This is a genomic window from Curtobacterium sp. SL109, assembly GCF_026672405.1.
Lineage (GTDB): Bacteria > Actinomycetota > Actinomycetes > Actinomycetales > Microbacteriaceae > Curtobacterium.
Window position 1 is genome coordinate 2,237,018 of sequence record NZ_JAPPRB010000002.1, and the last position, 13,500, is coordinate 2,250,517.

16 protein-coding genes are annotated in these 13,500 nt (G+C 73.5%); 6 read left to right on the forward strand and 10 right to left on the reverse strand.

The annotated features are described in order from the left end of the window. Positions 1–5: 5 nt before the first annotated feature. Complete coding sequence (locus OVA28_RS12115) at positions 6–905, reverse strand: SDR family oxidoreductase (protein ID WP_194661096.1); 900 nt, start codon at positions 903–905, stop codon at positions 6–8. A gap of 1 nt (position 906) precedes the next feature. Continuing rightward, positions 907–2,127: an alcohol dehydrogenase catalytic domain-containing protein gene (locus OVA28_RS12120; protein WP_268097133.1), complete on the reverse strand. Its 1,221-nt coding sequence runs from the start codon at positions 2,125–2,127 to the stop codon at positions 907–909. Positions 2,128–2,254: 127 nt separating this feature from the next. On the opposite strand from OVA28_RS12120, the gene OVA28_RS12125 reads away from it, so the two are divergent. Then, positions 2,255–2,587, forward strand: a complete 333-nt coding sequence (locus OVA28_RS12125) for a DUF3140 domain-containing protein (RefSeq protein WP_268097134.1) — start codon at positions 2,255–2,257, stop codon at positions 2,585–2,587. A gap of 63 nt (positions 2,588–2,650) precedes the next feature. On the opposite strand, the gene OVA28_RS12130 is transcribed toward OVA28_RS12125, so the two are convergent. Continuing rightward, positions 2,651–2,938 carry a hypothetical protein gene (locus OVA28_RS12130; RefSeq protein ID WP_268097135.1) on the reverse strand — a complete coding sequence of 96 codons (288 nt, stop codon included), beginning with the start codon at positions 2,936–2,938 and terminating at the stop codon, positions 2,651–2,653. A gap of 59 nt (positions 2,939–2,997) precedes the next feature. Here OVA28_RS12130 and OVA28_RS12135 point away from each other — a divergent pair, with 59 nt between their 5' ends. Beyond that, the gene (locus tag OVA28_RS12135; protein WP_268097136.1) at positions 2,998–3,957 is read left to right on the forward strand and encodes an SDR family NAD(P)-dependent oxidoreductase; all 960 of its coding nucleotides are present in this window, start codon (positions 2,998–3,000) and stop codon (positions 3,955–3,957) included. Between the two features lie 82 nt (positions 3,958–4,039). On the opposite strand, the gene OVA28_RS12140 is transcribed toward OVA28_RS12135, so the two are convergent. Together OVA28_RS12140 and OVA28_RS12145 are read right to left on the reverse strand one after the other, a co-directional pair. Then, positions 4,040–4,447: a RidA family protein gene (locus OVA28_RS12140; protein WP_268097137.1), complete on the reverse strand. Its 408-nt coding sequence runs from the start codon at positions 4,445–4,447 to the stop codon at positions 4,040–4,042. 33 nt (positions 4,448–4,480) lie between these two features. Beyond that, a complete protein-coding gene (locus OVA28_RS12145) occupies positions 4,481–4,984 on the reverse strand; it encodes a heme-degrading domain-containing protein (RefSeq protein ID WP_268097138.1) in 504 nt (167 codons plus the stop codon). A 136-nt stretch (positions 4,985–5,120) separates the two neighbouring features. On the opposite strand from OVA28_RS12145, the gene OVA28_RS12150 reads away from it, so the two are divergent. Continuing rightward, positions 5,121–6,614 (forward strand): reverse transcriptase family protein, encoded by a 1,494-nt coding sequence (locus tag OVA28_RS12150; RefSeq protein ID WP_268097139.1) that lies wholly within the window; start codon positions 5,121–5,123, stop codon positions 6,612–6,614. Positions 6,615–6,640: 26 nt separating this feature from the next. Here OVA28_RS12150 and OVA28_RS12155 read toward each other — a convergent pair whose 3' ends face one another. Further along, positions 6,641–6,931 carry a metal-sensitive transcriptional regulator gene (locus OVA28_RS12155; protein ID WP_071275827.1) on the reverse strand — a complete coding sequence of 97 codons (291 nt, stop codon included), beginning with the start codon at positions 6,929–6,931 and terminating at the stop codon, positions 6,641–6,643. Between the two features lie 113 nt (positions 6,932–7,044). Between OVA28_RS12155 and OVA28_RS12160 the strand changes: the two genes are divergently transcribed. The 3 genes from OVA28_RS12160 (at position 7,045) to OVA28_RS12170 (ending at position 9,319) form a co-directional block, all read left to right on the forward strand. After that, positions 7,045–7,578 (forward strand): hypothetical protein, encoded by a 534-nt coding sequence (locus OVA28_RS12160; RefSeq protein ID WP_268097140.1) that lies wholly within the window; start codon positions 7,045–7,047, stop codon positions 7,576–7,578. Further along, entirely contained in the window at positions 7,575–8,240 is a 666-nt protein-coding gene (locus OVA28_RS12165; RefSeq protein ID WP_268097141.1) for an RES family NAD+ phosphorylase, read from the forward strand. Before OVA28_RS12160 ends, OVA28_RS12165 begins: the two co-directional genes overlap by 4 nt. Positions 8,241–8,335: 95 nt before the next feature. Further along, complete coding sequence (locus OVA28_RS12170) at positions 8,336–9,319, forward strand: hypothetical protein (protein ID WP_268097142.1); 984 nt, start codon at positions 8,336–8,338, stop codon at positions 9,317–9,319. Here OVA28_RS12170 and OVA28_RS12175 read toward each other — a convergent pair. From OVA28_RS12175 to OVA28_RS12190, 4 genes are all read right to left on the reverse strand, one after another. Beyond that, positions 9,307–11,586 carry a heavy metal translocating P-type ATPase gene (locus OVA28_RS12175; RefSeq protein WP_268097143.1) on the reverse strand — a complete coding sequence of 760 codons (2,280 nt, stop codon included), beginning with the start codon at positions 11,584–11,586 and terminating at the stop codon, positions 9,307–9,309. The two genes, OVA28_RS12170 and OVA28_RS12175, sit on opposite strands and share 13 nt — an antisense overlap. Further along, positions 11,583–11,807 carry a heavy-metal-associated domain-containing protein gene (locus OVA28_RS12180; RefSeq protein WP_268097144.1) on the reverse strand — a complete coding sequence of 75 codons (225 nt, stop codon included), beginning with the start codon at positions 11,805–11,807 and terminating at the stop codon, positions 11,583–11,585. The genes OVA28_RS12175 and OVA28_RS12180 overlap by 4 nt, the downstream gene beginning before the upstream one ends. A 128-nt stretch (positions 11,808–11,935) precedes the next feature. After that, on the reverse strand, positions 11,936–12,496 hold the full coding sequence (locus OVA28_RS12185; RefSeq protein ID WP_268097145.1) for a GIY-YIG nuclease family protein: 561 nt from the start codon (positions 12,494–12,496) through the stop codon (positions 11,936–11,938). 80 nt (positions 12,497–12,576) lie between these two features. Further along, positions 12,577–13,416: a siderophore-interacting protein gene (locus OVA28_RS12190; RefSeq protein WP_268097146.1), complete on the reverse strand. Its 840-nt coding sequence runs from the start codon at positions 13,414–13,416 to the stop codon at positions 12,577–12,579. Positions 13,417–13,500: the final 84 nt, after the last annotated feature.

Below are 13,500 nucleotides of genomic sequence, written 5' to 3' on the forward strand. Positions count from 1 at the left end.
ACGGGTCAGGGGGTGACCATGCCCCCGTTGACGTTGAGCGTCTCGCCCGCGACGAAGCTCGACTCCTGCGACGCCAGGAACACGTACGCCGGGGCGAGCTCGGCCGGCTGCCCGGCGCGGCCCATCGGGGACTCGCTGCTGCCGAACTCGGGCAGGGACTCGGGGTCGACGCCGCCGGTGACCTGGAGCACCGACCAGGTGGGGCCGGGTGCGACGATGTTCACGCGGATCCCGCGCTCGACGAGCAGCTGCGACAACCCCTTCGAGAAGTTGTTGATCGCGCCCTTCGTCGCCGCGTAGTCGAGCCGGTCCGGGGCGGGCTGGTAGGCCTCCATCGACGCGGTCGTGATGATCGTCGACCCGGGCTGCAGGTGCGGGACTGCCGCCTTGACGAGCCGGAACAGCGCGAACACGTTGACGTCGAAGGTCTCCTCGAACTGCTCGTCCGTGATGTCGAGCAGGTCGGGCTGCCAGCGCTGCTTGCCGGCCACGCTGACCAGCGCGTCGAGCCCGCCGAGGCCGGCCACGGCCTCCTCCACGAGGCGGCCGGCGTAGGACCGGTCCCGCAGGTCGCCGGGGATCGCGACGGCGGTGCGGCCGGCGGCGCGGACCTGCTCGATGACGTGGTCGGCGTCCTCCTGCTCGTCGGGCAGGTACGCCAGGGCGACGTCGGCGCCCTCACGGGCGTAGGCGATCGCGACGGCGGCACCGATGCCGGAGTCGGCACCGGTGATGAGGGCCTTCCGGCCGGCGAGCCGGCCGGAGCCGCGGTAGCTGTCCTCGCCGAGGTCCGGCACGGGCGTCATCCGGGACTGGAGGCCCGGCTCGGCCTGCGTCTGCGGCTCCGGGGAGACGTTCGGGTAGCGGGAGCGGGGGTCGCCGAACTCGTACTGGTCGGTGGGCATGTCAGTTGGCCTCCAGTTCGACCTTGACCCAGCCGGGCTCGCGCCGGTCGAAGGCCGCGTAGGCGTCGATGGCCGAGCCGAAGGACTCGTGCTCGGTGATGAGGGCCGTCGGGTCGAACTGTCCGGCGGCGACCATGTCGATGAGCGGCGGCGTGACCGAGTGGTGGTCGCAGTTGCCCATCCGGATGGTGAGGTTCTTGTTCATGGCCTGCCCGATCGGGTACCGCTCGGCGGTGGGGCCGTACACGCCGATGATGCCGATGCGGCCGTACTTGGCGACGACCTCGACGGCCCACTGGGCGACCTGCGACGGGCCGTCGCCGGGCTTCCACTGCTGGGCGTCGCCGAAGCCCTCGGGGCGGCCGTCCGGGGCGACCTGCCGGACCTCGGCGTCGAACGCGGCGGCCTGCTCGTCGGTGACGGCAGCCGGGCCGCGCTTCGGACGCTCGGCGTCGACCCCGACGGCGTCGATCACGGCGTCGGCGCCGATGCCGTTGGTCAGGTCCATGACCGCCTGCACCGGGCCCTCGCGGTTGTAGTCGACGACCTCGCAGTTCTGGGCGAGGGCCGCGGCCAGGCGGGTCTCCTCGCCGTCGACGACGATCACGCGACCGGCGCCCTGCTTGAACGCGGACGCGGCGGCGAACTGCCCGACGATGCCGGCGCCGAACACCACGACGACGTCGCCGCGGGTGACCCCGGCGAGCTCGGCACCGAACCAGCCGGTGGGGAAGATGTCGGAGAGCAGGATGGCCTGCTCGTCGCTGACGTTCTCGGGCAGCGGGTGCATGGTGTTCTGCGCCCACGGCACGCGGACGACCTCCGCCTGCAGGCCGTTGACCGGGCCGGTGGACTCGGGGCCGCCGAAGAAGCTCGTGCCCGCCTGGGGACCGTTCGGGTTCGCGACGTCGCACTGCGCCGTCTGGCCCATGCGGCAGTACCGGCATGCGCCGCAGGAGATCGTCGAGTTGATGACGACCCGGTCGCCGGGGCTGAAGCCGCGGACCGCGTCACCGACCTCGGTCACGACGCCGACGGCCTCGTGCCCCAGGATCGTGCCCTCCTGCATCGGTGCCATCGTGCCGCGGACGAAGTGCAGGTCGGTCCCGCAGATCGCGCTCTTCGTCACCCGCACGATCGCGTCGTGCGGGTCCTGGATCGTCGGCTCGGGCACCTCGTCCAACCGGATGTCCCCGATGCCGTGCCACACCACTGCGCGCATGTCCTCTTCCTTCCGTCGACGGACGTCGTTCGCCGACCACCCAACGCGCAGCGGGCTTGGCGTCGGTTCGGGTCCGTGCGGGAAGCGGACTCCGAGGGCGTCCAGCGTCCCGGACGATCCTGGGTCGATGAGCGACGACGAGCAGCAGACCAGGGACGACTTCGCTGACGCGGTGAACATGACGGCGTCGGAGCTCCGGCACTGGCTGGACACCGACGAGTCGAAGAGCGTCGGGCAGAAGACCGGCGGCAGCACGGAGTCGACCGGGCACGAGAGCGGACGCCACATCGTGCGCATCCTCGAGAAGAAGCAGGGGGAGTACACCGACGCCGACCACGCCCACATGCGGAAGGTGGTCGGGTACGTCGCGCGGCACGCGAAGCAGCGGCCGCACGGTGACGTGCACGACACCCCGTGGCGCTGGTCGCTGATGAACTGGGGCCACGACCCGGAGAAGTGAGTCGACGGCGGCCAGCGCACCCGTGGTCCCGGCGGTCAGTCCCTCACGGTCAGGTCGTCGCGGTCAGTCCCCGGCCGCGACGTGCAGCAGCAGCGGGCCGAGCAGCCCGATCACCCAGATGGCGACGATCGCCGCGGCACCGATCGCGAGCCCCCGGCGCTTCCACCGGCGGCGCGGCGTGGGCGGTGTCTCGCCCCACATCTGCGTGCGGACGAGCATCCGGTTCGCCTCACCGACCAGGTGGCGGATCTCCGGGTCGTCGAGGTCGAGTCGGCCCTCGCGGGCGTGCTCCGCGATCGCAGTGGCCTCCTCGTGGGAGAGCCCGTCGCTGGTGCCGTTCCGACCTGCCATGGCGCCATCGTCCCACGACCTCGGGAGGACGGTCAGCCGGGTGCGCGTATCGAGGACGCATGGGAAAACGGTTCCGCGGACAGGTCGTCGTCATCACCGGAGCATCGAGCGGGATCGGCCGTGCCGCAGCGCACGAGTTCGCCCGGCGCGGTGCGACGCTCGTGCTCGCCGCACGGAGCCACGACAGCCTCGAGGCCGCCGCCGCCGAGTGCCGGGAGCTCGGCGCCGAGGCGGTCGCCATCCCGATCGACGTCGCCGACGAGCACCAGGTCAAGGACCTCATCGCCACGGTCACCAGCCGCTACGGCAGGATCGACGTCTTCGTCGGCAACGCCGCGCTCTTCGTCTACGGGCTGTTCGAGCAGACCCCGACCGAGGCCTTCAAGCGCGTCGTCGACACGAACCTCTACGGCCACCTCAACGCCGTGAAGTACCTGCTCCCGCACTGGAAGCAGCGCGGCCGGGGCACCTACGTGCTCGTCGGCAGCATCCAGTCCCTGCTCTCGGCGCCGTACCAGTCGGCGTACGTCACGAGCAAGCACGCGGCGCTCGGCCTGGTCGACGTGCTCGGGGACGAGTTCGCCGGCACCGGCATCGAGTTCACCACGCTGATGCCGTCGACGATCGACACCCCGATCTACCAGAACGGCGCCAACTACACCGGCAAGAACTCGCACCCGCTGCCGCCGACGGTCTCCGTCGAGCGTGCGGGCAAGGCGGTCGTGCAGGCGGCCGTGCACCCCAAGCGGTACCGGTTCGTCGGGCGCATCCAGGCGTCGCTCGTGCCGCTGCAGTACGTCTTCCCCGGGTTGTTCCACAAGATCACGAAGCCGATGGTCGAGATCTTCGCGCTCCGCGGCAAGCAGGCGCCCACCGACGGCAACCTGTACCAGCCCGCCGACGCGGGCAACGCGACGAACGGCGGCTGGGTCGCGAAGCGTCGGCGCGTCACGCGCCCGCTCGTCTGGCTCGGTGCCGCTGCCGCGGTCACGGCCCTGCTGGCCGGCCGCCGCCGCTGACGCCCTGACACGCTGACGGCCGGGAGGCTCGGTGCCGGACCGGCACCGAGCCTCCCGTCCTCTCGGGTCGCGCCCGCCGCGTTCAGTCGACGAGGGCGGCGACCGCCTCGATCTCCACGAGCTGGTCGTCGTAGCCGAGGACGGTCACGCCCATGAGCGTGCTCGGGACGTCGTGGTCGCCGAAGGCGTCGCGGACGACCTCCCACGCGGCGATCAGGTCCAGCTGCCGCGAGGACGCCACGAGCACCCGCGTCGACACCACGTCGGTGAGCTCTGCGCCGGCATCGGCGAGGGCCTGCCGGAGGTTCGCCACGCACGCGGCCGCCTGCCCGGCGGGGTCACCCACGGCGACCGTGCGGCCGTCGGCGTCGAGCGGGCAGGAGCCGGCGAGGAACACCAGCCGTGCCTCGGCGGGCGCGGTCGCCGCGTAGGCGTACTCGGCGACCGAGCTGAGGGCGGCGGAGCGGATGAGTCGGACGGCACTGACCATCCGGCCATCCTGGCCCATCCGGCTCCGGCGCCTCTAGGCCGTGTCGGCGCGGTGTGCGCGGAGGGCCTCGACCACGAGCGCGTGGTCGTCGTGCATCTCCAGACCGCTCACCCCGATCGCACCGAGGAGCATCCCGCGCACGAGCACCGGGAACCCGCCGCCCGCGGCCTGGTACTGCCGCGGGTCGAGGGCGGCGGCCTCGTCGAAGGTGCTCCCGCCGCCCTCGTACTGCGTCCGCACGGCCAAGGTGGAGTGCGCGAAGTGCCGGACGACGCGGAACTTCCGGTCGAGCCAGGCGTCGTTCACGGCCCCCGAGCCCGGCGTCGCGGCGTGGAACACCCGCTGCTCGCCGAACGACACCGCGATGCCGATGCCGAGTCCGCGCTCGAGTGCGGTCGCCCGCAACCACGACCCGACCGCCCACGCGTCGTCGTGGTCGAACGCGTCGTGGTCGAGCTCGCGCTCCTCGTCGAGCAGGACGCGCAGTTTCTCGTCGGGCTCGAGCGCGCGGTACGGCGCTCCGTCGGTGTCACTCATGGGGCTCCTCATCGAGACGGTGGTGGGGGCGGGTGCCCCGCTCGTGACGCTAGCCCCACCCACTGGAGGCTCGTGGCGGCGCCGCCACGGGCCTGGCGTCATGCACCTGGTCACCGGGTCGCCGTAGGGTGACGTCGTGGAGTTCCCGGGGGAGGCGGACGGCGCGCGTGACGCGCCGACCTCTCCGGGGTCACCCCGGGGCACGCAGCACCAGCAGGACGACACGCCCCGAGAGGCTCGGCGCGCTCCGCGCGCGCTCCCTCACGGAGGCACCGACAGGTCCCCCGGGAACACCACGCCCCTCGCCGTCGTCGCGCGGGCACTCGCGGACGCCTTCCTCGCGGCGGAGTCCTGGCACCACGAGGACCTCGTCGCAGCCGGGTACGACGTGGTCGGCACGGAGCGCGCCTACGTCGGACTGGCCGTCGCCGCGGCGCTCCGGGCGTACCCACGACCACCCGTCGACGCCCCGCGGCAGTTCGCCGCCGTACTCGCGGGGGACCCGAGGCTGTCGACGCTGCACCGGTCCCGCGAGGACCACCGTCCGGTGCGGGTCCTCCTGCGCCGGGCCACGGCCGTGCGCTCCCGCCCCGAGACCGACAGTCGGCTGCTCGTCGACACACTGCCGGAGCTCGCCCGCGCACTCGACCTCACGGTGGGGCGGCTGCTCTGGCTGGCGGACACGCAGGGGTGGAACCGGAACCGGGGACCGTCGAGCCCGCTGCACCACCACCGGCACGAGTGGGTGCACCGCCCCGGCCGGACGCCCCGTCTGCTCGAGAAGCCCCTGGACATGCTCCGTCGCACACAGCGGACGATCCTCGACGAGCTGCTGACGGCCCTGCCGGTGCACGACGCCGCCCACGGGTTCGTGCCGGGGCGCAGCGTCGTCACCGGGGCCGCCGCGCACGTCGGCCAGCGGGTCGTCGTCGCCGCGGACCTGACGTCGTTCTTCGCGTCGGTGCAGGCGCCGACGGTCTACGGCGTCTTCCGCACCGCCGGGTTCGCGGAGCCGCTGGCGCACGTGCTGACCGGCGTCTGCACACACCGGGTACCGCCGCACGTGCTCACCGCGATGCCACCGGGTGGCGACCCGGACGAGCGGACCGCGCTCCGCCGGGCGCTCACGACCGCGCACCTGCCGCAGGGTGCGCCGACGTCACCGGCGCTCGCGAACCTCGCCCTCCGGCACCTCGACGTTCGGCTGGCGGGGTGGGCCGCCTCGGTGGACGCGGTCTACACGCGGTACGCCGACGACCTGACCTTCAGCGGCGGGGACCGGCTCGCTGCCCGGGCCGAAGCGTTCCTCCGCGGGGTCGACCGGATCGTGCGCGACCAGGGGCACGTGCTGAACCCCCGGAAGACCCGGGTGCGGCGAGCCGGGGTGCGCCAGTCCGTGACCGGGGTCGTGGTGAACGAGCGGACGTCACCCGGACGACGGGAGGTCGACCGGTTGCACGCGGTGCTGCACAACTGCGTGGTGCACGGCCCGGCGTCGCAGGACCGCGGTGGCCACGGCGACTTCCGCGCGCACCTGCTCGGGCGGATCGGCTGGGTGGGTCAGGTGCACCCCGGTCGCGCCGAGAAGTTGCGTGCGCTGTTCGACCGCATCGACTGGGCGGGACTCTGACCGGGTTCGCTCTTCTCCCGCGCGGGTCAGGAGCGGACGAGACGGGCGATCGCTTCGGACGCTTCCTTGACCTTGGCGCTCGGGTCGCCGCCGTCGGCCACCGCATCGGCCACACAGTGGGTCAGGTGGTCCTCGACGAGCCCGAGGGCGACCGACTGCAGGGCCTTCGTCATCGCGGAGACCTGCGTCAGGATGTCGATGCAGTACTGCTCGTCCTCGACCATGCGCTGCAGCCCCCGTGCCTGGCCCTCGATCCGCTTGAGGCGCTTCAGGTAGGCGTCCTTCGACGAGATGTAGCCGTGGGTGTGGTCGGTCATGACGCCTCCTGGAATGGGTACCCCTCCAGGGTATGCCATCGTGATCGAGTGGTTGACGTGGTTGTCGCGACGGTCGTAGGATCGGTTGACACGGTTGCAGGAGGGCGGACACGATGCCGACGACACAACGCGCTGGGAACAGCACGACCGAAGCGGCGCTGCTGTCCGCGATCCGCGACCGACTCCGCGGTGGTCGCTACGACGACGCCCTCGCGGCGGTGCCGGACGTCGGTGCCCTCGCCGACCGGATGGTCGCGGCGCTGCCGTCGGTCAAGCACGAGGCCGACGAGCTCATCGGTCCCTTCTACGACGCGTCCTCGCTCGCGGCGTGGCGTGGTGTCACCCGGCAGGCGATCAGCAAGGCCAGCGCGAAGGGCGACCTGCTCGGCCTGAAGATCGGCGACGGCAGCCGGATCTTCCCCTCGTTCCAGTTCGGCCCGTCAGGAGCGCCCCTGCCGCACCTGCGCGAGGTCCTGGCGCTGCTCGACCCGGAGCACATCGACCCGTGGGGCAGTGCCCTCTGGCTGAACACCGTTGCCGATGCGTTCGGCGGCACCACCGCCGCCCAGGCCCTCCGCGACGGACGGCACGACCCGGTGCTCCGTGCGGCCCGACGTGCCGAGCGCGCCTGGCTGGCCGACGCGTGACGGAGCGCCGCACCGAGGTCGCGCAGCGTGCACCGACAGCGGACGTCGACCTCGCGGGCTTCCCGACCGCCGAGTCACGCGGCACGACGTTCTACCGGGCGAAGCGCCACGACCGCGGTGCCTGGTGGTTCGCGAGCACCCCGGCGGACGCGGACGGCGTCGACGGTGGTCGGTTCGACCTCGCCGCACCGCGCGGCACCTGCTACTGGGCCGACTCGGTGGAGGTCGCGGTGCGCGAGCGACTGGCCCACCACACGCTCCACACGAACACGGTGTTCGTCGGTCGCGCCCGCGAGATGGTCGTCGTCGCGGCTCGGGCGTCCCGCGGTCGTCGCTTCGCCGACGTCACCGCTCCCGACGCCGTCCGGCACGGGGTCGGTGCGGAGCTCCAGACGATGGTCGACTACCGCGTGCCACAGGCCTGGGCGCGGGCGTTCGACGCCGTCGGGTTCGCCGGGGTCCGGTACAGCACGCGGTTCACGAGCGCCGCGGCGCCGAACGCGTGGGCGGTGTTCGGCGACGCCGGTGTCCCGCGACGCCCACGTCCGGAGCGTGTGCACCGCGACGGGGTCTCGGCGTGTGTGGAGTCCGGCATCCGGGTGCTCGAGGACGGCTCGACCGCCGGACCCGAGCGGTTCACGATCGTCCCGCCGCCGCGCTGACGGATCCGGCCGTCCGCTCCCGGTCCTCGTGGACCCGATCCGTCACGCGCGCGATCGGGGTTGCTCTGTCGGTGGCTCGTCCTACCGTGACGGCCGTGGTGGAACCCGTGGACGCGTGGTGGCGCCGCCGACAGTGGTCGCGCGGTGTGCCGATGCCGTACGCCGTGGGGGAGTTCCGCGATGCCTGGGCGTCCTACCCCGTGCTCATCCGGCAGTACCACCCGGACTGGAACGCCGGCGTCGTCCTGACACAGATCCCGCCGGCGGCCGAGGTCCTGCTGACGTGGGAGTGCGACGTCGGGCACGTGTTCGTCGCGACCCCGGCCGAGCAGCGCGCTCGCCCGGGGCGGGAACGTCGACGGTCCGTGTGGTGCCCCGAGTGCTCCCTGATGGCGAAGCCCCAGCGCTGGCCGACGCTGCCCGAGGACTGGCCCGCTGCCGTCCCCGCACCGCAGCGCGCCGTGCGGGCGACGGGCCGACAGACGCTGCCGGCAGCCCCCGCGCGCCGCGGTGGGGGTGGTGCTGGTGCTGGCATGCCCGTCGGGGTGGTCGCCTCGACCCGGGCTGGTCGCGGCGTCGGGCGGTCGTCGGGCTCCCGGGCCGCGGCACCGCGCACGATCTGCCCGAAGACGCCCAGGCTGCCCTCGGGAGACGCGTTCGTCAGCGTCTGCGCCCCCGCGACGGCCTCGGCGGTGGAGGCCGAGCTCCGCGCCGCGCTGTCGTCCCGGTTCGACTTCACCTTCGACCAGAACGCGATCCGCCTCGACCGCCCGTTCCACGACCACGTCGAGGCCTGGCCGGACATCATCCTGCCGGAGCTCCGCGTCGCGATCGAGTACGACTCGACCGGACGCCACGGCCTCGAGCACGTGGGTCAGCGCGAGGACTCCGACCGCCGGAAGGACCGCGCCCTGCGGAGTGTCGGGTGGGAGGTCGTCCGCATCCGCACCGGTCGGCTCCCGGCGCTCGGCCCCCACGACCTGCAGGTGTCGGGCATCTCCGGCCGCACGGTCGACCGGCTCGTCGACACCCTCCGTGACCTGCGCGGGGCCCTGTTCGTCGACGCCTACGCGCGCTGAGAGCGGTCGGCGCGCGCGGCCCGCGCCGACCGCCCGGTCCGCCTTGTCCGCCCGGACGTGCCGATGTCGGCTCCGCTGCGGAACGACCGCAGACGCAGGCTGTTCGTGACGACGAAGACGGACGACAGCGCCATCGCGGCACCGGCGATCATCGGGTTCAGCAGGCCGGCCATCGCGAGCGGCACTGCGGCCACGTTGTAGGCGAAGGCCCAGAACAGGTTGCCCTTGATCGTGCCGAGGGTCCGGCGGGCGAGGGCGATCGCGTCGGCAGCCGCTCCGAGGTCGGCACGGACCAGGGTGATGTCCGCGGCCTCCATCGCGGCGTCGGTCCCGCTGCCCATCGCGATGCCGAGGTCGGCGGCGGCCAGTGCGGCGGCGTCGTTGACCCCGTCGCCGATCATGGCGACCGAGCGGCCCTGGTGCTGCAGTCGGACGACGGCGTCGTACTTGTCCTCCGGCCGGACCTCGGCGACGACGTCCTCGATGCCGACCTCGGCTGCGACGGTGCGTGCGACGTCGGCGGCGTCGCCCGTGAGCATGACGGTGCGCAGCCCCATCGCGTGCATCCGACGGACGGCGTCGCGGCTGGTCGGTGCGACGGTGTCGGCGACGCTGACGACGCCGCGGGCGGCTCCGTCCCACGCCACGACGACCGCGGTCGCTCCGGCGTGCTCCGCCGTCCGGACGGCGGCGGTGACCTCGTCGGTGATCTCGACGGCCCACTGCTCGGCGAGCCATGCCGGTCGGCCGACCAGGACGAGGGCCCCGTCGACGACGGCCTGCACCCCGAGCCCGGCGCTGGACCGGAACGACTCGGCGACGGGGTGCTGCGGGTGTGCGGCGACGATCGCCCGGGCGACGGGGTGCTCCGACCCGGCCTCGGCGGCGGCGGCGCGGGCGAGGACGTCCGCGTGGTCGTCGCCGGCGAGGGCGGTCACACGGTGCACGGTCATCCGACCCGTGGTGACGGTGCCGGTCTTGTCGAGCACGACGGTGTCGACGCGACGGGTGGCCTCGAGCACCTGGGGGCCGCGGATCAGGATCCCGAGCTGGGAGCCGCGTCCGGTGCCCACGAGCAGCGCGGTCGGCGTCGCGAGCCCGAGCGCGCAGGGGCAGGCGATGACCAGGGTCGCGACGGCGGCGGTGAACGCGGCCTGCACGTCCCCGGTGAGCAGGAGCCAGCCGACGAGGGCCAGCACGGCCAGTCCCAGCACGATCGGCACGAAGACGGCGGACACCCGGTCGGCCAGGCGCTGCACGTCGGCCTTGCCGGACTGCGCGGAGACCACGAGCCGGCCGATGCGGGCGAGCTCGGTGTCCCGACCGACCCGGGTGGCCTCGACCACGAGCCGACCGCCGGCGTTGACGGTCGCACCGGTGACGGCGTCGCCGGGCCCGACCTCCACGGGGACGGCCTCGCCCGTCATCACGCTGGTGTCCACGGCACTGCTGCCGTCGACCACGACGCCGTCCGTGGCGATGCGGTCACCGGGGCGCACCACGAAGCGGTCACCCACCCGGAGGGCCGCGGTCGGCACGTCGGTCTCGACGCCGTCGCGGAGCACCCGGGCGGTCGGGGCGCCGAGCGCCAGGAGCGCCTGCAGCGCCGCGCCGGACCGGTCCTTCGCCCGGGCCTCGAACCACCGGCCGGCGAGCAGGAACACCGTCACGGCGGCGGCGACCTCGAAGTACGGCTCCGGAGCGGTGCCCGGGTGCGGCAGCCAGGTGAAGGCCATCCGCATCCCGATCGCGCCGGCCCCGCCGAACACCAGCGCCCACACGGACCAGAGCGTCGCTGCGGCGATCCCGACGCTGACGAGGGTGTCCATCGACGCGGCACCGTGGCGGGCGTTCACGGCGGCGGTGCGGTGGAACGGCCACGCGCCCCACACGGCGACGGGGAGCGCCAGGACGAGCGCGACCCACTGCCACCCGGGGAACTGCAGCGCCGGGACCATCGACAGGGCGACCACCGGGACCGCGAGCACGGTGGAGACGACGAGCCGCCGACGCAGCGGTGCGGTCGAGTCGGCGTCGTCCGCGACAGGCTCCGGCAGGTGCGCCCCGTAGCCGGCGGCCTCGACCGTGCGGATGGCGTCGTCGACCGCGAGCTCGGCCGGCAGCGTCACCGTGGCGCGCTCGGTGGCGTAGTTCACGCTCGCCGAGACGCCGGGGAGCTTGTTGAGCTTCCGCTCGATGCGGTTCGCGCAGGACGCGCAGGTCATGCCCTCGATCGTCAGCTCGACCGGTGTCACCGTCGCGGTCACGAGGCGACCAGGGTGTAGCCCGCTTCCTCGACGGCAGCGGCGACGTCGTCGGTCGCCAGCGGCTGGCTGCTGGTCACGCGGGCGGTCGAGACGCCGCCGACGGTGAGCTCCACCGCGACGGCGGTGACGCCGGGCAGGGCACTGAGTTCCTCGTCGACGCTGGTCACACAGTGCCCACACGTCATGCCGGTGATCCCGTAGGTGTTCGTCAGCTCGCTCATCGCGGCCGTCCCTTCGTCGTCGTGATCCCCACCATATACCCCAGGGGGGTACCACGCCAGGACCGCGGGCCAGGACCGCACGCCAGGACCGCGAGGCGGCACCGCGGGCCAGGACGGCGGGACAACGCTCACCCGCGGAGCGCGAGCGCCTCGCTGGTCCACCGCGCGTGCACGTCCCACGGGTCGGACACCCCCGCGGCGACGACGTCGACGTGCGCGAGCAGCTCCGGCGTCACGCGGAACCACTCCGTGCCGGGGTACCGGGTGGCGGCGAACTGCTCGTGACGCCGGCGCTCCAGACGACGGTCCCCGCGCTCGAACGCCAACAGGTCCTGGTGGCTGATCCGCGCGAGCCGCTGCCGGGGGTTCGCCGTCGTGCCGATCTTCACGCGGTCGCCGACGTGGTCGCGCTGCCGCAGGTAGTAGACGACGTCGACCCGCGGGGGAGCGAGGTCACCGTCGGGCACCTCGCCCCACCGCCACTCGCACACGGCGCACACCGCACCCGCGGCGAAGCGGACGCCGACCCGGGAGCCGCAGACGGGACAGGGCCCGGGGAGCAGGTCCTCGACGCCGACCGTCTCGGCGGCGTGGTCCGCGACGACGGCGACGTGCAGCGCGCACAGCGGCACCGGCGCGTCGGCCGCGAGCGGGCTCGCGCAGCCGGGGACGCAGCAGGACGGGACCATGCGCGGCACGCTACCCGGCACGTCCGACGCCACCCGGGCCTCCCGGCCGGCACCGGGCACACCAGCCCAGCCGACGTGCGTCAGTCGAAGATGACGCCGATCGGCTCGCGCTTCTCCTCCTGGAACCGGTCCTCGGCGCGGCCGAGCGCCCAGTACGCGGAGAGCGACAGGTCGCGCTTCTCCAGCTGCCACTCGTCCTGCAGCAGTCGACGGATCGCCTTCATCGCGGCCCGCTCACCGTGCGCGAACACCTGCACCGGACTGGAGGCACGGGGCAGCGCCCGGGCCGCTGCGAGCAGGAGCGTGCCCGGCTCGGCGCCGGTGGCGTCCCGGTGCAGCCACCGCAGGTCGACCCCGGCCGGGTGCCGGATCGCCTGCTCGTCGCCGGGACCGGCCACCTCGACCAGGGCGACGCCCGTGGCGGCGTCGTGCATGGCCTCCAGGGCGGCGCCGATCGCGGGCAGGGCGCTGTCGTCGCCGAGCAGCACGTGCGTGACGGCGGGGTCGTCGCTCGGTGCGTAGCCGCCGCCGGGGCCGGAGAGGGCGAGCCGGTCGCCGGGCTGGGCGGACGCTGCCCACGGTCCGGCGAGCCCGTCGTCGCCGTGCACCACGAAGTCGATCGCGATGGTGCGGGCGACGTGGTCGACGGCGCGGACCGTGTAGGTGCGGCGGGCCGGACGGTCCTGCTTCGGGAGCGTCTCGCGGAGGGCTTCGAGGTCGTACGGCGGCTCCAGGCCGAGCCCGGGCTTGGCGAGCAGGAGCTTCACGTAGGTGTCGGTGGCGGCGAGGGCCTCCGGGGCAGCGCCCGCGATGAAGTCGTCGAACGCCGGGCCTCCGAGGTGCACGCGGACCATGTGCGGCGAGAGGCGCTCCGTGCGCTCGACGACGAAGACGGACTGCGGGCGGTTCTTGGAGCTCATCGTGGGGGAGGGTCCTCTCGGGTGGCGGCCGGGTTCCTGGGAGAAGACCCTTGACGTCGCCAAGGGTAAGGCTAGCCTTACCTC